General features: G+C 32.2%; 20 protein-coding genes. 6 read left to right on the top strand and 14 right to left on the bottom strand.

What is annotated here, in order from left to right; all coding sequences use genetic code 11:
- Positions 1 to 110: 110 nt before the first annotated feature.
- The 4 genes from NSA01_RS03500 (at position 111) to NSA01_RS03485 (ending at position 3,882) form a co-directional block, all read left to right on the top strand.
- Entirely contained in the window at positions 111 to 1,280 is a 1,170-nt protein-coding gene (locus NSA01_RS03500) for a cation diffusion facilitator family transporter (protein WP_257480129.1), read from the top strand.
- An 84-nt stretch (positions 1,281 to 1,364) separates the two neighbouring features.
- Positions 1,365 to 2,573 (top strand): deoxyguanosinetriphosphate triphosphohydrolase family protein, encoded by a 1,209-nt coding sequence (locus NSA01_RS03495; protein WP_257480128.1) that lies wholly within the window; start codon positions 1,365 to 1,367, stop codon positions 2,571 to 2,573.
- Positions 2,574 to 2,639: 66 nt separating this feature from the next.
- Positions 2,640 to 3,206 (top strand): TetR/AcrR family transcriptional regulator, encoded by a 567-nt coding sequence (locus tag NSA01_RS03490; protein ID WP_257480127.1) that lies wholly within the window; start codon positions 2,640 to 2,642, stop codon positions 3,204 to 3,206.
- 64 nt (positions 3,207 to 3,270) lie between these two features.
- Positions 3,271 to 3,882: a class I SAM-dependent methyltransferase gene (locus NSA01_RS03485; protein WP_257480126.1), complete on the top strand. Its 612-nt coding sequence runs from the start codon at positions 3,271 to 3,273 to the stop codon at positions 3,880 to 3,882.
- 7 nt (positions 3,883 to 3,889) lie between these two features.
- On the opposite strand, the gene NSA01_RS03480 is transcribed toward NSA01_RS03485, so the two are convergent.
- The 3 genes from NSA01_RS03480 to NSA01_RS03470 are packed head-to-tail and all read right to left on the bottom strand — an operon-like array spanning position 3,890 to position 5,935.
- Positions 3,890 to 4,606, bottom strand: coding sequence for an AAA family ATPase (locus NSA01_RS03480; RefSeq protein WP_257480125.1), 717 nt, complete (start codon positions 4,604 to 4,606; stop codon positions 3,890 to 3,892).
- Between the two features lie 2 nt (positions 4,607 to 4,608).
- Positions 4,609 to 5,382 carry a uridine phosphorylase gene (gene udp, locus NSA01_RS03475; protein WP_373887179.1) on the bottom strand — a complete coding sequence of 258 codons (774 nt, stop codon included), beginning with the start codon at positions 5,380 to 5,382 and terminating at the stop codon, positions 4,609 to 4,611.
- 13 nt (positions 5,383 to 5,395) lie between these two features.
- A complete protein-coding gene (locus NSA01_RS03470; protein ID WP_257480123.1) occupies positions 5,396 to 5,935 on the bottom strand; it encodes an LOG family protein in 540 nt (179 codons plus the stop codon).
- 150 nt (positions 5,936 to 6,085) lie between these two features.
- Here NSA01_RS03470 and NSA01_RS03465 point away from each other — a divergent pair, with 150 nt between their 5' ends.
- Positions 6,086 to 7,012 carry a hypothetical protein gene (locus NSA01_RS03465; RefSeq protein ID WP_257480122.1) on the top strand — a complete coding sequence of 309 codons (927 nt, stop codon included), beginning with the start codon at positions 6,086 to 6,088 and terminating at the stop codon, positions 7,010 to 7,012.
- Positions 7,013 to 7,023: 11 nt separating this feature from the next.
- On the opposite strand, the gene NSA01_RS03460 is transcribed toward NSA01_RS03465, so the two are convergent.
- Both NSA01_RS03460 and NSA01_RS03455 read right to left on the bottom strand, forming a co-directional pair.
- On the bottom strand, positions 7,024 to 7,944 hold the full coding sequence (locus NSA01_RS03460) for an AEC family transporter (RefSeq protein ID WP_257480121.1): 921 nt from the start codon (positions 7,942 to 7,944) through the stop codon (positions 7,024 to 7,026).
- A 22-nt stretch (positions 7,945 to 7,966) separates the two neighbouring features.
- A complete protein-coding gene (locus tag NSA01_RS03455; RefSeq protein ID WP_257480120.1) occupies positions 7,967 to 8,605 on the bottom strand; it encodes a GNAT family N-acetyltransferase in 639 nt (212 codons plus the stop codon).
- A gap of 294 nt (positions 8,606 to 8,899) precedes the next feature.
- Between NSA01_RS03455 and NSA01_RS03450 the strand changes: the two genes are divergently transcribed.
- The gene (locus NSA01_RS03450) at positions 8,900 to 10,135 is read left to right on the top strand and encodes a hypothetical protein (RefSeq protein WP_257480119.1); all 1,236 of its coding nucleotides are present in this window, start codon (positions 8,900 to 8,902) and stop codon (positions 10,133 to 10,135) included.
- Positions 10,136 to 10,164: 29 nt separating this feature from the next.
- On the opposite strand, the gene NSA01_RS03445 is transcribed toward NSA01_RS03450, so the two are convergent.
- From NSA01_RS03445 to guaB, 9 genes are all read right to left on the bottom strand, one after another.
- Positions 10,165 to 11,037: a DUF362 domain-containing protein gene (locus NSA01_RS03445; protein WP_257480118.1), complete on the bottom strand. Its 873-nt coding sequence runs from the start codon at positions 11,035 to 11,037 to the stop codon at positions 10,165 to 10,167.
- Between the two features lie 228 nt (positions 11,038 to 11,265).
- Entirely contained in the window at positions 11,266 to 12,714 is a 1,449-nt protein-coding gene (locus tag NSA01_RS03440; RefSeq protein ID WP_257480117.1) for a YjiH family protein, read from the bottom strand.
- Positions 12,715 to 12,732: 18 nt separating this feature from the next.
- Positions 12,733 to 13,677: an agmatinase gene (speB, locus tag NSA01_RS03435; RefSeq protein WP_257480116.1), complete on the bottom strand. Its 945-nt coding sequence runs from the start codon at positions 13,675 to 13,677 to the stop codon at positions 12,733 to 12,735.
- Between the two features lie 258 nt (positions 13,678 to 13,935).
- Positions 13,936 to 14,682, bottom strand: coding sequence for a TRM11 family SAM-dependent methyltransferase (locus NSA01_RS03430; RefSeq protein WP_257480115.1), 747 nt, complete (start codon positions 14,680 to 14,682; stop codon positions 13,936 to 13,938).
- The gene (locus NSA01_RS03425) at positions 14,682 to 15,560 is read right to left on the bottom strand and encodes a type II restriction endonuclease (RefSeq protein ID WP_257480114.1); all 879 of its coding nucleotides are present in this window, start codon (positions 15,558 to 15,560) and stop codon (positions 14,682 to 14,684) included. Before NSA01_RS03425 ends, NSA01_RS03430 begins: the two co-directional genes overlap by 1 nt.
- 3 nt (positions 15,561 to 15,563) lie before the next feature.
- Positions 15,564 to 16,100: a PD-(D/E)XK nuclease superfamily protein gene (locus NSA01_RS03420; RefSeq protein ID WP_257480113.1), complete on the bottom strand. Its 537-nt coding sequence runs from the start codon at positions 16,098 to 16,100 to the stop codon at positions 15,564 to 15,566.
- Positions 16,101 to 16,114: 14 nt separating this feature from the next.
- On the bottom strand, positions 16,115 to 17,014 hold the full coding sequence (locus NSA01_RS03415) for a DNA adenine methylase (protein WP_257480112.1): 900 nt from the start codon (positions 17,012 to 17,014) through the stop codon (positions 16,115 to 16,117).
- 175 nt (positions 17,015 to 17,189) lie between these two features.
- A complete protein-coding gene (guaA, locus tag NSA01_RS03410) occupies positions 17,190 to 18,737 on the bottom strand; it encodes a glutamine-hydrolyzing GMP synthase (RefSeq protein WP_257480111.1) in 1,548 nt (515 codons plus the stop codon).
- Between the two features lie 11 nt (positions 18,738 to 18,748).
- Positions 18,749 to 20,212 carry an IMP dehydrogenase gene (gene guaB / locus NSA01_RS03405; RefSeq protein WP_257480110.1) on the bottom strand — a complete coding sequence of 488 codons (1,464 nt, stop codon included), beginning with the start codon at positions 20,210 to 20,212 and terminating at the stop codon, positions 18,749 to 18,751.
- Positions 20,213 to 20,617 lie beyond the last annotated feature (405 nt).

Raw genomic sequence — 20,617 nt, 5'->3', positions numbered from 1 at the left:
GAAATAATAAAAATATTATAGTTTATGAAATTTAAAAACTATCACATAAAAGCTTTGTAAATTTATGCTAAATATTGTATTATATTGTAAGTAAAAGGTAGGGGATTAAAATGGTTAATTTATTAGCTAGAAAGTTTATTAAAAATTATGATGATGTAAATAACGAAAATGTCAGGAGTGCATATGGGATATTATGCAGTATATTAGGCATTTTATTTAATGTATTTTTATTTGGTATCAAATATTTTGCAGGAGTGTTAAGCGGGTCGATTGCTATTATGGCAGATGCATTTAATAATTTATCCGATGCAGGGTCGTCGTTAATTACTTTGATAGGATTTAAGTTTGCGGGGATGGAACCTGATAATGAACATCCTTTCGGACACGGAAGAATAGAATATATAGCGGGTTTTATTGTGTCGGTTCTCATAATATTAATGGGTGTTGAATTATTTAAATCGTCTGTAATTAAAATTTTCAGTCCTGAAGCAATAGATACAAGTTTAACAGCGATTGTTATTTTGATTATATCTATCCTTGTTAAATTATATATGTCTTTATATAACGGAAGTATAGGTAAAAAGATAAATTCATCTGCAATGAAAGCTACTGCTACGGACAGCAAGAGCGACTGCATTGCTACCACTGTTGTACTCATATCTATGCTGATACTTAAACTAACAGGATTAAATATCGATGGTTACAGCGGAGTGCTTGTTGCTTGTTTCATACTTTATGCAGGTTATGATGCGGCAAAAGAAACTTTAAGTCCGCTTCTCGGGCAGCTTCCCGATAATTCTCTTGTTCAAAGTATCGAAGATATAGTAATGAATTATGATGAGATAGTAGGGATACATGACCTTGTAGTTCATGATTACGGTCCGGGAAGGCTCATGATTTCTCTTCATGCGGAAGTTCCCGGTAGCGGAGATATATACGTTCTTCATGATGCTATAGACAGAGCCGAAATGGAGCTCAGCGAAAAACTTCACTGTGAAGCAGTTATTCATTTGGATCCCATAGATACCGATGACGAAGAAACTATGAGAATGAAAGATTTAGTAAGTAAAAAGATAAAAGAAGAAATAGATGAAGTTATTTCTATTCATGATTTTAGGATGGTAAAGGGACCGAGTCATACGAATGTGATTTTTGATGCGGTGATACCTCCCAAATATAAAATGAGTGAAAAAGAAGTAGAGGATAGAATAAAAGAGCTGGTCAGTAATAGTTTTAAAAACCACTTTGCGGTAGTCAAAGTGGAAAGTACATATATATAAATAGAACTTTGCCCAAAATGGGCAAAGTTTTTTTATTAATAAAACAATATTAATGTGTTACAATTAACAAAAGGAGATGATAAGATGCCTAAATATAATTCACTCTCTAAAGAGTTACAGCAACGAATAATGGAAGATAGAAAAAATCACAAGGAAAATCCATATGCTTTTAAAGATGAAAATATCATAAGAAGGGATATTGAGCATGATAAGGCAAATTTGTGGAGACCTGCCTTTGTAAGAGATGTGGAAAAGATTTTGCATATCCCTTATTATAATAGGTATTTTGATAAGACTCAGGTGTTTTCATTATATAAAAATGATGATATATCACGTAGAGGTCTTCATGTTCAGCTTGTTTCGAGAATTGCAAGAAATATTGGAAAAGTACTAAACTTAAACTTGGATTTGATAGAAGCTATAGCCCTCGGACATGACCTTGGACATACTCCTTTCGGTCATGCGGGAGAGGATTTTTTAAGCAGGCTATATTATGAACACACAGGTAGATATTTTAATCATAATGTACATAGCGTAAGGGTTTTAGATAAAATAATAAAGAGAAATATGAGTCTTCAGGTTTTGGATGGGATACTATGTCATAACGGTGAACTTGAACAAAAAGAATATAGACCTGTGCCTCTTAACAGTTTTGATAACTTTGATAAAAAAGCCGAAGCTTGTTATATTGATAAAAAGAATATAGGACATTTGGTACCTTCAACTTTGGAAGGCTGTGTGGTCAGGGTCAGTGATATAATAGCTTATCTTGGTAAAGACAGACAGGACGCTGAAAGACTCAAAATGCTTAAGGGAACAGAAGTGTTCAGTGATGAAGGAATAGGCAGCAGCAATGCTGAAATAATAAATAATTTAAGTGTAAGCATAATGGAGCATAGCTACGGCAAGGAGTACCTTCAAATGGACGAGGTAGCATATAATGCGTTAAAACTCGGTAAGGTCGAAAATAATGAAATCATATACGGAACGGATAAGGTAAGGTCGGATTACAGCGAAAAAATCGAACCGATGATGAGAGAAATATATGAAAAACTCCTTTATGATTTGGATAAAAAGGATACTTCATCGATCATATACAGACATCATATCAATTATGTAAACAGCAACAATTTTTATACTGCCAAGGACTTTAAATATGAAGAAACAAAACCCAATGATATAGTCACTGATTATATAGCCAGTATGACGGATGATTATTTCATAGATTTACATGAACATCTTTTCCCAAACAGTAAATATAAAGTTCAGTATAAAGGATATTTTGAACATTAATAAATGAATATAGTTCATTGACTTTAATTCATTAATATGATAATATATTTTTGAAAGGAAGTAAAAATGCGTATTTCTAAAGCACCTGAAGAAAGAAAGCAGGAAATATTGGATACTGCTATGAGGTTGTTTTCCATAAAGGGATATAATGAAACGACTATGGCGGATATAGCAAAAGAGATGAACGTGGTAAAAGGTCTTTGTTACAGGTATTTTGATTCCAAACAAAAACTTTTTGAAGAAGCCATGGATCAATATGTTATACAGTGCAGTGAAGTATTTCTAAATCTTATAAATGACCATTCAAAACCGCTGAGTGAAAGACTGGATTTACTTGGCTCTTTAATGATTGAAACGGATAAGAAATCTAAATATAACAGTTTTTTTCATAAAGACGGAAATGAAGAGTTTCATGAAAGACTCACTATAAAAATGTGCAGATATTTATCTCCTTATTTTAAGGAAGAAATAGAGAGACTGTGTAAATGCGGAGAGATAAAAGTAAATAATCCTGAGGTATTGGTAAACTTTATCATGTATGGTCAGGTGGGACTTCTTTCTAGTACAGATAAAAATATAGAGGAAGTTGTAAGAGAATTACGTCATTATATTGATATTTTGATTAAAGGTTAATCCCCGACTTATGTCGGGGTAAATTTTTAAACTTTGAATGAACAAAGGTCAGTGGAGGTAAATAATGAATAAATATAAAGAAAAATCAAGAAAATCCTTTAACAGATATGCAGTAGGGTATGATAAAACAAATTGCTGTGATCATGCCAAGAAACTATATGCTAATATAATAAAAGAAGTGGGAAGTATAAATTTTACTTCTATGCTGGATGTTGGCTGCGGTACGGGAGAGCTTATAAATATCATTAGAATTGAAAATGATAAAGCAAAATATTATGGCTTGGATTTGTCGGAGAATATGATAAAAGTAGCAGAAAATAAACTGGGAAATAATGCTGCTCTTACTGTAGGTGACAGCGAAAATTTACCTTATGGAGATAGTGAGTTTGATTTGATATTATGCAATGACTCTTTTCATCATTATCCAAACCCTGAGAAAGTCTTAAGTGAAGTGTACAGAGTATTAAAATATAACGGATATTTGATTATTGGGGAATGTGCTCAGCCGATTATTTCCAGGGAAATAGTAAATATATTTATGAAGTTCAGCAGTGACGGAGATGTAAAAATATATTCGAAGAAAGAGTTTATTAAAATGCTTAATGAAGTTGGATTTAAAGATATCGATTATAAGAAAGTAAATCATACAAGCTGTGTAATAAAAGCAAGAAAATAAGATATTATCATTCAAGCAATATCTTAAGCATATAATCCTTATTTTCTATAAATGTTTTTGTTAACTGATAACTGCTAGTTTGTTCATAGTCTATCTTGGAAATTTTATTATTATCAAAGGATAATATTTCCGAGTCGGTAAGGGCAAGCAAAATAGGGGAGTGGGTTGCGATTATGAAGTGTGCACCTTCTTTTGCAAGTCTGTTTATATGTATCAGTAAAGTAAGCTGTCTTTCTACAGATAAAGCTGCTTCGGGTTCATCAAGTATATATAAATCTTTTCCCCAAAATCTATATTCCACTAAAGATAAAAAACTTTCTCCGTGTGATTTTTCATGAAGAGAAGTACCTCCGTAACTGTTTATAGCTTCGTATTCATCTAATTTACTTGCTACGTTATAAAAGCTTTCTGCGCGAAGGAAAAAACCGTCTTTTGCCGGTCTTGTACCTTTTATCAATTTTATATTTTTATATAAGTCTGAATGAGTATCATTTGTTGAAAAGCTGAAGTTCTTGCTTCCTCCTTCGGGATTAAATCCGTAATTGATAGCAATCGCTTCAAGTAATGTTGATTTTCCGCTTCCGTTTTCTCCTGCAAAAAAAGTTACGTTTTTATTGAATATCAATTCTTTTGTATTTCCTATTGATTTTATGTCTTTAACATAAGAATTCTCTTTTATTTCATCAAAGTTTATTTTAATTCCTCTTATAAATAAATCATTCATTATTATTTCTTATCTTTTTTAATTAGTTCTTTTATTGCCTCTATTGAAACTTTGATTACCTCATCTATATCGTGAACTTGTATGTTAAGTAAACCTGCTTTTTCTCTTTCCTGATTTGCTATTGCAAGAAAACATGCACCGCATCTTACCTTAAGGTAGCTTGCAACTATAAATAAGGCAGCTCCTTCCATTTCACTTGCTTTACATCCAAGTTTACACCATGCGTCCCATTTAGATAGTAGTTCATCTTTATTTGGAAGGGTTTCCGGTCTGTGCTGTCCGTAGAAAGCGTCTTTACTTTGTACCACTCCTATATGGTTTCTGATACCCAGTTTATCTGCGGCATTTTTAAGAGCAGTTATTATTTCAAAGTCTGCTACGGCAGGGTATTCTATAGGGGCATATTCTTTGCTTGTCCCTTCAAACCTTATGGCGGAATTTGCTATTACCATGTCACCGCCTTTTACATCTAAGTCCATACCTCCGCAGGTACCTACCCTTATAAATGTATCGGCTCCGCAGGCGACCAATTCTTCCATTACAATGGCTGCGGAAGGTCCGCCTATTCCAGTAGATGTGACAGATACTTTTTCTCCGCCGACAAATCCCGTGTAAGTAACGAATTCTCTTGAATCGGCTATCAACTTAGGTTCGTCAAAATATTTGGCGATTTCTTTACATCTTTTTGGATCTCCCGGTAGAAGTACATATTTCCCCACTTCTCCTTTTCCTACTCCTATATGATATTGTTTTCCGCTTCCTTCAGCATAATCTATCATTTTAATTCTCCTATTTGTAGTTTTCTATGTAATCAAAACATTTTTTGATATTATCCGTTATATAGAATAAATCAAATATTTTTTCTCCCATCATGCCTTTATTTAAAAGCATTTTCATGAATGATATTATTTCATTGAAAAATCCATCTTTATTAAATAATATTATTGGTTTATTTAATACATTTTTACTTGATAATACAAGTATTTCAAAGAATTCATCTAACGTGCCTATTCCGCCCGGTAAGATTATAAATCCATCAGATATTTCTTCCATATAATATTTTCTCTCACTCATATTCTTTTTTGATATCAACTTTGTGCAGTCTTTATAAACATAGCTTTCCATATCGGAATCATTTAAAATCACTCCGATTGTTTCTTTTTTATTATTACGAACTTCTTTTGCTAATTCTCCGAGAAGCCCGTTTTTTCCTCCTCCGTAAACTAAATTATGCTCTCTTTTACAGAGTTCTTTCGCTATATTTTTTGATAATATTAATAAATTTTCATCTTGATTTTTACTATAAGAACCATAAATGCATATATTCATCTTATCACCTGCTATCTTTTTATTGTATTATAACATATATTTATTTTTATGTTGAAAGTCATCTTATATAAATAATTTAATAGATTTACATTTAATACTTAAAAGTTATGTTATGATATATAAAATAAATATACAAAATCGGAGAATAGAATGAAAGGTAAAGTGATTTGCAATATTGAGGATTTATTTATTCCAATATATGAAAGTCTTGAAATTTTAATAGGGTGTAGAATAGTATTTATTATACGTGGTAAGAAACATGTTTTATCTCTGGAAGGTGATGACAGCGGAAGCACAAGAGAAGTATGTGATTTTTATTTGGATGATAAAAAATTTAATTCACTTGAAGATTTAAAGAAGTATGGAATTATTGACGATGAATATTTACTTGATATTAAAGAAAAAATTGAAGTCGTTTCAATAGATGATGAACCTGCAGTAAGCTATATACCATATACTGAATTTATTGTCGGTAATGATAAATTAAAAGAGAAAAACAAAAAATTCAAGAATAAGTATGTTAATCGTAAGCCGATTGCTATTTCAAAATTTTCTCTTTTCAAGAATTCAATTAAAAGCTTATTTTTAGTCATGTCTGTAATATGCTCTTTCTTACTAATAATAATGACAGTTATAGGGATAGTAAATTTAGATAAAAATGGATTTACAATGCTGGATTTTATTTATATGTGGATGATCATTATAGCTATGTTTTTAGGTATAATTTTTTTCTGTTCGATCCGCTCGATAAAATCTATTATATATATTATTAAGCAAGAAAAAGAATTTGGTATATCTTTTAATGATTATTTTAAGGATAAATATTTAAATAAAGATTTGATTTATAAGACCGATGATTGGTTTATAGGTATGGGCAACACAGGATTTATTGCATTTAATAGGAATTATATCAGTAAAATCTCAGATATAAAAAAAGAAGGCGGTTTAGGGACTCGCAGAACTTATACTATTAAAGTTATAATCAGTACAGGTAAAGTTTTAAGGTTAAAGTTCAATTATTTGGAGGAGCTTCTGGTAAATGATTTTAAAAAATGGTATTTAAATAAAGACAGATAATCATCTGTCTTTTATAATATATAACATAAAATGGGTATGGTAATAAAGGAGCATATGGTCGTTATAAATATACTTTTTGAAGCCAGCTGATAGTTCCCGTCAAATCTATTGGCAAATATGTTTGATATATTTCCCACAGGCATCGCAAGTACTACGACGGTTATTCCTAAAATCAAGGGGTCTGTCAATATAGGTTTTAATAATATAAGTGCTAATAAAGGAATTATTATTTGTTTTATTAGTGTATATGGATATAATTTATATTCTTTAAATATTTCTTTCACAGGCATTGTGGCAAGAGATGAGCCTATCAACATCATTGCCAGAGGAGTTGTGATATTTCCTATCGTAACAAAGGTGTCGCTTATCATTAAAGGAAGTTTTATATTTAACAGAAATATAAAGAGAGCGATTATACTTGCAATCATTGCGGGATTTATCATTTCTTTGATTTCAAATTTGATACTTTCTTCTTTATCTAAATTAAATAAATATATCCCAAGACTGTATGCGAATAATCCAAATACCATATTAAACAGGCTGCATAAGAATACTGCATTATCACCAAATATTGTTTTCACTACGGGGTAACCCATAAATCCAATATTTGAAAATACTGTCATAAATAAATATAATCCGAAGTTTTCTTTTTCGACTTTTAATAACTTATTTAAAATAAATGCAACAAAAGGAAGAATGATATACATAAGAAATGCTATTAACAAAATTGTAAATATTATGCTTTTTTCATATGGAACTTCTCCGGTCGATACCGAGCCTAAAATAAGGCAGGGCGTAGTTACATTTAAAAGTAATATATTCATTTTCTTAGCAGATTTTATGTCTATATATTTTACTTTATAACATATATATCCTACTCCCATTATTAGGAATAATTCTATCATCTGCATAATTATATTACTTATATTCATAACTTACTCCTTTATATGTTTTTTACCACATTAAGTTTGATATTATTTTAAATTCAATCTGAGATTTTGTTTTCTTTTTTTCTTTATATGGAAAGTTTTTATCATATTCATTAAACTTTTCTTCATCGATTTCAAAATCCGGACTTTCTATAAATCTATATCCGTCAGTGTCTTTTAAATACCCTTCTTTAAGTTCCAGTGCAAGAAGCGGGACTGCATCTTTTCCCTCTGAAGTCTTGATGCCATATTTTATACCTAAGGTAAAACCGAACTTCTGATATAATTTAGGATTTCCATATATAACGATTGCCTTATATCCTAACTCCTTAGCTTTACTTATTGAGTGTTTTATTAGTTTACTTCCTATACCCTGCATTTTATATTCCGAAAGTATGCTTACAGGACCAAAGCTTATTATATCTTTTACTTTATTGTTTGATGAAATAAGTTTAGAGTGAGTGTAACCTATGTGACCTATTAGTCTGTTATCTTTTTCAACTATAAATGCAAGCTCTTTTATATAATCCTTGCTTGAATGCAGTTTATTTAAGATATAATGTTCAAAACAACCTTCAATATATACATTATAAAATGCTTCTCTTGTTAATGTTTCTGTTTCATTATAATCTTCTTTATTTTCCAACCTTATGATATAGTCCATTACTATGTTATTCTCCATTTCTTTATTTAAATATTAATAATATCACCTTACAAAAAAGACATGAGAATATCATGTCAAATATCTTTAATATTTGGTATGCTTTTACTGTCTATGTAATTAAGATTAAAAAACAAAAACAGTGAATTCTATCTTACGATTTATAAACCTCGTTATTGATTTAATAAAAAGATTGTTTACACATTATAGCATAAATTTATTGTGTTAAATAGTTTATTGATTGATAAAAACTTATAAAGATTATATAATGATAAAAATAAGTATAAGGAGAATGAATTGAAAGAATTTTTATTTCCGGTTTATAATATTGATGAGTTATGCAGACATAGTTCTTCAAATATAAAAGACTTTTTGAATGACAGTGACGGGAAAGACTTTAAAGTGTTGGAAGAGTCTTCTTTTATTGGATATTTAATTGCTTTATTTATTTTTTTCGCTGTTCAATTAGTATTGACTTTTATATGTAAATTTTACTTTGGTGTTTTTCCATGGATTTTATTAATTATTTCTGCATTTTTATATTTAATGTATTCTGTTATTTTTTATAAATACAAAAAAGATATGACGAATAGGTTAATGGGCTTTTTATCTAAGGTTTTTGTAAGTTTACTTGTATCAAGTATATTTTTAGGAATTAGCAATGTTATATGTATTTTATTTTTGAAATATTTTTCTAATTTGATAGTACTCAAAATAGTTTTTATGATTTCTTTACCGTTTGTTTTTATATTTTATAGAATAGCGTCAAAATATTATATAAACTTTTTTATAAATGGAAAAATTGATAAAAGGTTTTATTTATATATAGCTGTAGTTCTTATATTATTTTTACCGTTATATTTTATTGTTCCTAATTGGTTTTGTATGGTTGCATTGATATTTTCATACTTCTGCTTATTCGTTATTGTACCGGTCAGTATATGTAATTATAGATATTATGAAGAATTCAAAAAAATATATGAAAATTATATTAATAATGATAGGGTAAATAGTATCAAAGATTTAGATGACATTGAAGGTAAAAAGTTCAGACATATGTGGAGTCTTGGTTTTTATGTTGTTATGGCACCTCTAGCTTTGTCTATTTCTATAATGTGTGTGATATGGTTTTTCGATTTTAAATATTTAAGTATACTACTTATGTTTGGAGCAGCCTTTATTTTTGTTATCCCTTTGGTAGTAATCAATTATTTATGGTTTGGGAAAATAAATATTGTAGCTGATGAAGAGGGGATAAGTACTCTTAGAGATTATACTAAGTGGGAAGATATAAATTCGGTTCATTACGAAGCTGCATCGTATAGCAGGACCAGTTATACTCCAAATAAATTATATATACATACTTACGACGGAGATATTATTGAAGTAAAAAATGGATCATATTTATTTCTTCTTTATTTAAGCAAACACCATCCTGACATCATGACCACAAACGAAGGATTAAAATCATATTTTACTATTGGAATAATAGCAGGTATTGTATTTGGGATAATATTTAAATTTGTAAATTAAAAGCAGGTATCGTTACCTGCTTTTAATTATTATTTATCTATATCTACATCTACTAATTCATATTCTCTTAAGCCTATTTTAAGTTCGTTTGCTGCTTTAATAGTCAAAAGTCCGTTTCTGGATTCAATTCTTTCTATTAAATCTTTTTTGCCTTCATCTTTACTATTATATACTAAATCGATACATGCTTGATCCAGGGCAACAGGGTCAAGTGATGATAATATTCCGATGTCTTTGATTTTTGGGTCTTCTGCTACCGCACAGCAGTCACAGTCTACCGACATATTACACATTACATTTATAAATGCAATATTATCTTTTTCATAATCCATTATTGATTTTGCCGAATCAGCCATTGATATCAAGAAAGAGTCGTGGTCTGCTTTGAACATATCATCGAACGTGCCTCCTCCGTGAATATATGCTTTACCTTTGCTTGATGCTATGCCTATGGAAATATTTTTAAGCGCTCCGCCGTATCCTCCCATGGGGTGTCCTTTAAAATGGGAGAGAACCAGCAATGAATCATAATTTTCTAAGTTTTTTCCAACATAATTTTTATCGAGGATTTTTCCATTCTTAACAGGTATTTCCATGTCTTCCTTTTCGTCCATAATGTCTACCTTAAACATTTCGCTCCAGCCATGTTCTTTCATTGTTTCCCAGTGTGCTTTTGTTGTGTTCCTTTTTCCTTCATATGCAGTGTTGCATTCTACAACCGTACCGTCTACATAATCGATAATGTCCTTCATGAATTCCGGTCTTAAAAAGTTTTGATTGCCGACTTCTCCGCTGTGGACTTTTACAGCGATTTTTCCTTTTAGTTCTCTGTCCATCACCTTGTACATTTCCACCATTTTTGAAGGTGTGATTTCTTTTGTGAAATAAACTTTGCTTTTCATTTTATTTACCTCTCTGTTTTATTTATTTTAACTGTGCATTTCAATTCTTTTAAGAGCTGATAATAGTTCCTCGAAATGATTAAAATCATTGGATAATAATTTTTTATAGATGTCATATATATTATATAAACATTTTACCACTTGGAGTTAACTCTAAGTCAAGGATAAATATAAAATAAATAATAAAAAAACAGCAGTTTAATAAACACTGCTGTTTGATTTTTTTATTTAGAAGAACAAATGAATAACTATTGCCGCTAAAGGTATGGCTATGACCGTTCTTTCCAAGAAGCAAACTATGATCTCCCAAAATTTGATTGGAGATTTTGTCGCAAGCATAACCGTTGCAGTTTCCGAGAAGAAAATGATTTGTACTATAGAAACAAGCGTAACGAATACTCTTGCGGGTTCGCTGATTAAGGTTATTTTTGTTCCCATAACTAGGACAGGTAAAAACATTTCAGCTATACCAACGGGAATAGAGGGTGCAATAAGTGAAACATCTGGGACTTGACATATTAATAATAGTGGTTTAAATATATTACCGAGCCACTGGAATACAGGAGTGTATTCTGCGAGTATCAATGCCGATACACCTATTGCCGATAGCATTGTAAGCACTTGAGGTAATATAAGCAAGCTGTCCATTAAACTTAATTTGATATCGGTCGCTACTCCGTTTGCTATACCTGCTCTTTTTACTGCACGGCTGAAACCTGTTTTAAATATAGATAAACTTGCTTTAGCACCGTCTTTTCTTTCTGCTTCACTTTGTTCTCTTCCATTATGGTATACATTTTTTTTCTTTGAGATAGGAGGTATTCGAACCATTATCATTTCCATGATGAAAACAAGCACAAAGCTGATTGCATATATTTTTAGAAATAAATGACCTAGATTTGCTGTATTTATTACAAGATATGCAAAACCGATACTTACCGCACTAAATCCGGTCATTATTGCGACCATTTCTTTATCGGTGTAGGCATTTTTCTTCCAAAGCCTGTTTGTAATTAGAACGCCGAGGGAAGATGAGCTTACAAACGAAGCTACTGCGTCCAGAGCGGCTTTTCCCGGAACCTTAAACAAAGGTCTCATAAAAGGTTCCAATAATGCTCCTACGATTTCAAGTATTCCATAGTTAAGCAAGAAAGGCATGAATATCGCTCCTACTATGATAATACCGAGGACACCTAGAACGATAGGAGGTACTACACTTCCGCCCGTTGCGTCTCCAACGATGAATTCGGGACCGACAAAGCCGGCAATATTCATTTTCATCGCATATAAGAATACATATATAAATCCTAAAGAATATAGGACAGTGTGAATTATTGTATCATTTTCATATACTCCTGCAAATGTGGATGTACATGTGCTCTTTTTTATGTACTTATAATAAATATGAGCACATAGGTTCCCTCCCACTATCAAGGCAATCACCCAGTATGCAAAATTACCCATTAGCCCTATAAGCCAGTTATATACTATACTAAATATGATCTCACTGTCGCCGTTATGAGGAACGGATACAAAGAATACCAGTACACCAATTACAGAACAAATAATTAGTCTTATAAGACTTTTTATAAATTTTTCTTTATTGAATGTTATATTATCCAGCTCATTTGAAGGCATGTCCGGATCATAGACTACTTTTGTTGTTGTATTTTCCATTTATCACTCTTGCCCTTTCTATTTTTTCTTTGTAGCTAGAATTGACAAGAATTCAAATACTATATTTGCACCAAGATAAGCTGTGATTTCTCCATGGTCATAAGCAGGTAGAACTTCAACCAAATCCATTCCTATAAAGTTAAGGTCTTTAAGTCCTCTTACCATTTCTAGAGATTCCCAAGAAGTAAATCCTCCTACTTCAGGTGTCCCTGTACCCGGAGCATATGCAGGGTCGACGAAGTCGATGTCGAATGTTAAGAAACAAGGTTTATCTCCAACTCTTTCAAGAGCGGTTTCAAGTAACTTTTTACTTCCCATTTCTCTTACTTTGTGTCCCGGAATGAGTAGCATTCCAAGTTCTGCAGCCATTTTATGTTCGTCGGGGTCATATAGTGAACCTCTCATACCGATTTGAATTGAATGCGAAGGATCTATTAAACCTTCTTCCAGTGCTCTTCTGAAAGGTGTTCCGTGGTTATATTTTTCTCCGAATACTTCATCACATAAATCCGAATGAGAATCGAAATGAACCAATGCAACAGGTCCATATTTTTTAGCTACTGCACGAAGTTCCGCTAAAGTTATGGAATGGTCTCCTCCGAGTACTATAGGAACAGCGTCTTCATCGACTATGCCTTTTACTCCTTCTTCTATTGCCTTGTACGTAGGGTGGATATATCCCGGAATAACAGGAAAGTCACCGATATCTCCGCCTTTTAAACCGTCCATGATATTGACTTGCATCAATACATTGTTAGGTTTCATCATTGCGGATATGTTACGTATCGCATTTGGTCCAAATCTCGAGCCTGAACGGAATGAGCTTGCGGTATCAAAAGGTGCACCTGCTATTACAAAGTCTAGTCCTTTTGCACTGTCTACTTTATCCATTCTCATAAAAGTCCCCATATTACAAAATCTAGGTGATGATAGGGCACTTGCGGGTTGTTTTACTTCTGACATAATAATAATTTCCTCCTTAGACATTTCAAAATGTTATAAAATATCCTCTTTTTGCCCTTAATAATAGCATATTTCGACATTATTTTCAATATATTCTGAATATTCGGGAGAGTGAAAAATATTATAAATATAGATTGCTTTGCTTTAATTATGTTATATTATTTAAAATATTAAAAAACAATATATTTGCATAGCTAATATATTGTTTATTTATTATTAATGTATATTATATTTAATTGATTTATTATATAATAGATATTATTTTTTGAACACAAACAAATACTCATGTGCAATTAATAAAAAATTATATTTTACGCTATTAGTTTTCCAAAATCCTGTTGCTCTGCAATTATGTTGTTCTTTAATAATTAATTCTTTAAGTTTAAATCCTGTATCCCCAAAAATACGCATAACTTCAAATGACATTGGTATCATATGCCCCTTTTGTCTTGTATCGCCCATAAGAACGGCACAGAACTTGCCCTTTTTAAGAACTCTATAACTTTCACTAGCAACCTTTTTCATCTCTTCGAGAAAATCTTTGACTTTAAGTTGTGATAAATCTCCGTCAATATCGTCACTGTATCGGATAATATTTGCATACGGTGGATGAGTACAAATCAAATCAATACTATTATCCATCACAAAATCGAGATTTCTTGCATCACCTTTATGCAAATACACCTTACCATTTGCATCCTCATGTTTAAAATCAATTTTTTCCTTGCATCGTTCAAGAGCAATATCATTTACATCAACCCCAATAATGTTACGGTTTAAAAGTTTTGCCTCTACAAGGGTAGTTCCTCCGCCTACGAATTGGTCAAGGACTAAATCATTTTCTCCAGAATATCTCAGTAAAATATTTCTCGGTATATACGGCGACCAATTCCCACGCCATTTAGCATCATGAGTTGCCCAATTCCCACGCTTTGGAAACGACCAGTGCGTAGTCATTTCAAGTTCAAAATCTTCAGGCTCCCATCTTGTTATTTTCTTTGCCATTATCTAAAAACCTCATTCATTACATCTTCTTCCAAATCTTTGATATTGTAAATATGTTGCATAACATCAAAAGTTTCTTCGAGGTTGTTTTTAGCACTGTTCCAACCTTTTCCGTCTGTAAGCCAAACAAATGTAAAGCCATTTATTGTATCGGTTTCGAGTGCAAGTGTTTTATAACTACGTGCGGTTTCATTTAGCTTACTGCCACTGCTTCCGTAAAAATTTGTTTCGATACCATAGATCATATTAGGTGTCTTAACAATAAAATCAAAGCGTTTTTCCATCTTGCCTTGATTGGAAATCGCGGATAAGTCTATGTTCCATTTTTCTGTAATTTGGTGGATATACATTTCTTTGAAGTAATTAACACCTTTCACAAAACCTGCTTTTTGAATAAAGTTTTCAACCAAATTTTCCATAAGGTGCCCTCCACGATTCTTACGCCCGTTGGAATCAAGACCTGTTTCTACACCAGTTGCATAATCAACCAAATTATTCACGATGTGATTTTCCAATAAATCAAACAATCCGGTTTTACGCATAAAATATTTATATCTTTCGTAATGTGCGTGACTATTCGGTGGATACTTGCTAAAATTAAATCGGAATAAATAACCACCATTTTCATCATGACAATATATTTCGTTTGCTCGAACTGCTAAAAGCAAAGGAATACATTTTAATATTTCGGGATATTTTGTTATTAAATTTTCAAAATCGGTTTCGATATTCTTGGAGCCGATAAGTGAATTTAAGATATTAAGTTCAACTTTAATGCTATCCACATTTTTGTGAACCTTTTTAAAATCTATGTAATACCCATAGTCTGCTATACTATCACGAAAACCTGATAACCAGGCATTAAAATCTCTTGACATTAATTATTCCTCCTCGCTACTAGGTGGCACAGGTAGCCCTAACTTTGTAAGCGGTATATACTCAAAATAATAGTAACAACGCATACTGATAATATAATCCAAAACATCCTTATACTTTGGATCCTTAAACCAATCCGAAAGTAAATAAATGTATTCTACATCAATGTTGAGTGGTGCCATCAACTTTTGATACTGCTTTCTTTTGAAATCGCAAGTCTGTAATTTTTCATCAACCGAACCCGCAACTTGCTGATACTTACATTCAATTATAAAAAATGTATTATTGATGATTATATAAATACTATTATCTGGCAAAAGTTTTTTTGAAATAATCTTTGTCCAATCAACGCCAACTTCCCTTAAATATCTATAAAATTCGTACTTTTTGAATATATGAGCTACCTTCTTATCGTTATAAAATACAATACCATCGGTTACACGATATCCATCTTGACTATTCAAAAAGGTTGCCAAATCAGTTTTCCCCTCAAAGACAAGTCCTGTCTTGGTATTTCCTCCGCCTTTTCCGTTCTTTATCATATTGGCAATTCTCCTTAAAAGTTTGAAATAAGCAATTCTTTGATTTTTCCTCTTGCTTTACTATTGCAGTTAATCATTCGTGTTGCATCAACTCTCTTTATTTTGTGAGTATAGTAAATATTATCAAAGAAATCGTCTTTTATATTAGAATTTTTAGGATCTGAATTGCTCACCACAATTTTAGCTCCTTTCTTGTCCAATTCATCAACAAAATTTGCCAAATTTTGTTGGCTATCATCATTAAATAAATTTTCTGTATATGCAGTAAAACTTGCTGTAACCGTAAGTGGGCGATACGGTGGATCAAAATAAACAAAAGTATTTTCATCAATAAATTCTTTTGACATTCTATAGTCTCCACATACGATAGTGACTTTTTGTAATTTTTGTGATACTGCTCTTAGGTTTTTTTCATCGCAAATCATTGGATTTTTATATGCTCCCATAGGAACATTAAACAATCCTTTTTTGTTCACACGGAATAACCCGTTAAAACAAGTTTTATTTAAGAATATCATCAACGCTGCTTTTTCAATGTTAATACTCTCGTTTCCGTTAATCTTCAAATCATTAAAACGCTCACGTTTTTTACAATAATATGCTTTGCGATGTTCTGTATCTAACGGAATAAAATCATTTTGCAAACAAGAAAGTATTTGAATTAAGTCATCAATATCATCACGAACAATACGATAAGCATTTATAAGTTCGGCATTAATGTCGCTGATATAAATTTCATCTAAATCATATTTGTCTAATATATCGAATAAAACTGCTCCTCCACCTACAAAAGGCTCAGCATACTTCGTTATATGACTATCAGAAAAAGGATAATATTTTTCAATTTCACATATAAGTTGACTTTTGCCGCCAGCCCATTTTAAGAAAGGTTTTACATTTTTTGTTTTTTTCAAATTTATATAAATCTCCCTAATAATATAATAAATATAATTATAAATTAATTATATTTTATATTATCACATAATATTTCATTTAACAACTTTATATTTTTATAATAAAATATATTATAAATGCAAATAAAAAAAGTGTCTTATTTAAGACACTTTTTTGCTTTATATTTTATTACTTCTACTCAAACTCAATCGTTCCCGGTGGTTTACTTGTACAGTCGTACAGTACTCTGTTTACGTGGTCGACTTCGTTTACTATCCTTGTTGTTACTTTGTGAAGGACATCCCAAGGAAGTTTTGCTGCTTCCGCCGTCATAAAGTCTGAAGTCATTACCGCTCTTAAGGCTATTGCATAGTCGTAAGTCCTAAAGTCTCCCATGACACCTACCGAGCGCATATTTGTAAGTGCCGCGAAGTATTGTCCTAGGCCTTTGTCTATTCCTGCTTTTGCGACTTCTTCTCTGTAAATAGCATCTGCGTCCTGAACTATCTTTACTTTTTCTTCCGTTACTTCTCCGATTATTCTAATGGCAAGTCCCGGTCCCGGGAATGGCTGACGCATTACCAAGTATTCCGGAATACCAAGTTCTTTTCCTGCTTTTCTAACTTCGTCTTTAAATAAATCTCTTAGAGGCTCAATGATTTCTTTAAAGTCTACATAATCAGGAAGTCCGCCTACGTTGTGATGTGATTTTATTACCGCACTTTTATCAAGACCGCTTTCCACAACGTCCGGATATATCGTTCCCTGAACCAAGAAATCCACAGTTCCGATTTTTTTAGCTTCTTCCTCGAATACTCTTATGAATTCTTCTCCGATGATTTTTCTTTTTGTTTCCGGGTCTGTTACTCCCGCAAGTTTATCGTAAAATCTTTGCTGTACATTAGCTCTTATGAAGTTTAAATCATATGGACCGTCGGGACCGAATACAGCTTCGACTTCATCACCTTCATTTTTACGAAGAAGTCCATGGTCTACAAAAACACAAGTTAGCTGTTTACCTACCGCTTTTGCTAACATTACCGCTGCTACGGAAGAATCCACTCCTCCCGATAATGCGCATAAAACTTTTCCGTCACCGACTTTTTCTTTTATAGCTTTGATTGTATCTTCTACGAATGAGTCCATCTTCCAGTCGCCGCTGCATTTACAAATATTATATAGGAAGTTATTTATGATTTTAGTTCCTTTTTTTGTATGCATTACTTCAGGGTGGAACTGAACTGCATAAAGATTTTTATCTTTGTTTTCCATTGCTGCCACAGGGCAAACAGGAGTTTTTCCTGTAACCTTAAAACCTTGAGGTTCTTTAGATATATAATCCGTATGACTCATCCAACAAACATTTTTTTCATCTATATCTTCAAATAGTAGGGAAGAGGTATCGAGTTCGACTTCAGTATGTCCGTATTCACTAACCGGAGCTGTCTCAACTTTTCCTCCAAGCTTATGTGCCATCAACTGTGAACCGTAGCATATTCCAAGGATAGGGATACTCGCTTCGAATATTTCCTTTGTGTATGTTGCGGAATCTTCACCGTATACACTGTTAGGACCGCCGGTAAAAATAATTCCCTTAGGATTTAATTCCTTCAATTCTTCCAAAGAAATAGTGTAGGGTTTTATTTCACAGTAAACATTACATTCTCTTACTCTTCTTGCGATAAGCTGATTGTACTGTCCTCCGAAATCCAAAACTATTACTAATTCATTTTTTTTGCTCATATTATTTTTCCTTAAAATTCTCTTGTATAGTTTGGAGACTCTTTTGTTATTGAAATATCATGAGGATGAGATTCCTGTAGTGAAGCAGCTGTTATTTTAACAAAGTTTGCATCGTTTCTAAGTTCGTGTATTGTAGCACATCCGCAGTATCCCATTCCTGCTCTAAGTCCGCCTAGAAGCTGGAATACATTGTCTGCAATATTTCCTTTGAATGGAACTCTTCCTTCAACTCCTTCGGGAACAAGTTTCTTCTGTCCGCTTTGGAAGTATCTGTCTGAAGAGTTATTTGCCTGTGACATGGCAGCTACTGAACCCATTCCTCTGTATGCTTTAAATTGTCTTCCTTGATATATTATAAGTTCACCCGGAGCTTCTTCTGTTCCTGCAAACATGCTTCCAAGCATTACTGTGCTTGCACCTGCCGCAATAGCCTTTGTGATATCACCTGAGAATTTGATACCGCCGTCGGCAATTACGGGAACGCCGTATTTATTACCGACTTCCGCACAGTCCATTACCGCTGTGATTTGAGGCACACCAATTCCCGAAACAACTCTTGTTGTACAAATGGAACCCGGACCCATACCAACTTTAACCGCATCGGCGCCTGCTTTTATTAAATCTTCCGTTGCTTCTCCCGTTGCAACATTACCGGCGATGATTTGTAAATCAGGATGTACATCTTTGATTTTCTTTAGCCAGTCCGAAACATTTGTTGAATGTCCGTGAGCGGTGTCAAGCACAATAACGTCGACTTTTGCATCTACCAGTGCCTGAACTCTTTCCAGTGTATCTGCTGCTGTACCCACTGCAGCTCCTGCAAGAAGTCTGCCTTGTTCGTCCTTTGCGGCATTTGGATATTGAATTTTCTTTTCGATATCTTTGATTGTTATAAGACCTTTTAACTTAAAGTTTTTATCTACTATAGGAAGTTTTTCAATTCTGTTTTTCTTAAGTATTTTTTCTGCTTCTTCTAAAGTTGTACCTTCCGCTGCTGTGATCAAGTTGTCTTTAGTCATAGCATCTTTTATTTTTTTCTTAGGATCTCTTTCAAATCTCAAATCTCTGTTTGTGATGATACCAACGAGTGTACCTGTTTTGTCCGTAATAGGTACTCCCGAGATTTTATATCTTGCCATGATTTCATTAGCATCTTCAACTACATGTTCAGGAGATAAAAAGAATGGATCTACAATAACCCCATGTTCGCTTCTTTTTACTTTATCGACTTCGGCTGCTTGTTGTTCAATAGTCATATTCTTATGAATAATACCTATACCGCCTTGTCTTGACATCGCTATGGCAAGCTTTGATTCTGTTACAGTATCCATTCCCGCACTCATTAGTGGAATATTAAGTTTGATTTTCTTTGTTAAATATGTTGATGTGTCTACCTGTGAAGGGATAACATCGCTTTTTCTCGGTATTAATAATACATCATCGAATGTTAGTCCTTCTTTTAAAATTTTACCCATGATTGCCTCCTTATAATATAAAAAAATCGAAGATAAAGTCTCTGCTATCTTCTAAAAAGTAAACTGTATTTTAATTTATATATATATTAATGCAAAAAGCTATTTTTGTAAACAGAAAATGCAATAAAAAATGAGAAAAAATTGTTAAATATTTAGGTGATTATAATATTAATTATATAAAGATAATTTAAATTGTTGTTTTATATAATATATGGGTGTTAAACAGTCAAATATTATAATTAATTTAGAATTTTCAAAATAAATTCAAGTTAAATTAAGCTTTAAACATTATAATTTATAATGTATTAATGTGCATATAAAGTTTTAATGTTTCACGTGAAACATTTAGTAACTTTATATTTAAAGGATATATGAAATTAAATTAATTAATTTTAATAAAAACAA

The sequence above is a fragment of the Anaerofustis stercorihominis genome, assembly GCF_024623185.1.
Taxonomy (GTDB): domain Bacteria; phylum Bacillota; class Clostridia; order Eubacteriales; family Anaerofustaceae; genus Anaerofustis.
This window is presented reverse-complemented; position numbering and strand designations above follow the sequence as displayed.